The organism is Streptomyces olivaceus (assembly GCF_000721235.1).
In the GTDB taxonomy this organism is placed as follows: domain Bacteria; phylum Actinomycetota; class Actinomycetes; order Streptomycetales; family Streptomycetaceae; genus Streptomyces; species Streptomyces olivaceus.
Genome location: NZ_JOFH01000179.1, coordinates 1 through 208 on the forward strand (window position 1 = coordinate 1; position 208 = coordinate 208).

Genomic DNA, 208 nt, shown 5'->3' on the forward strand with positions numbered 1-208 from the left:
GCTCCCGCCCTTCTTCAAGTCACCGCTGCGCGACGGCGGTTACGACGTCTCCGACTACACCGCCGTACTGCCCGAGTTCGGCGACCTCGCCGACTTCGTGGAGTTCATCGACTCGGCGCACCAGCGCGGGATGCGCGTGATCATCGACTTCGTCATGAACCACACCAGCGACCAGCACCCGTGGTTCCAGGAGTCCCGGCGGAACCCG

Annotated in this window: 1 protein-coding gene; it reads left to right on the forward strand. The window is 65.9% G+C overall.

Going from position 1 to position 208, the window contains the following annotated elements:
• A partial coding sequence (locus tag IG94_RS39570) for an alpha-amylase family glycosyl hydrolase (protein ID WP_043485803.1) occupies positions 1-208 on the forward strand: 208 nt, incomplete at both ends.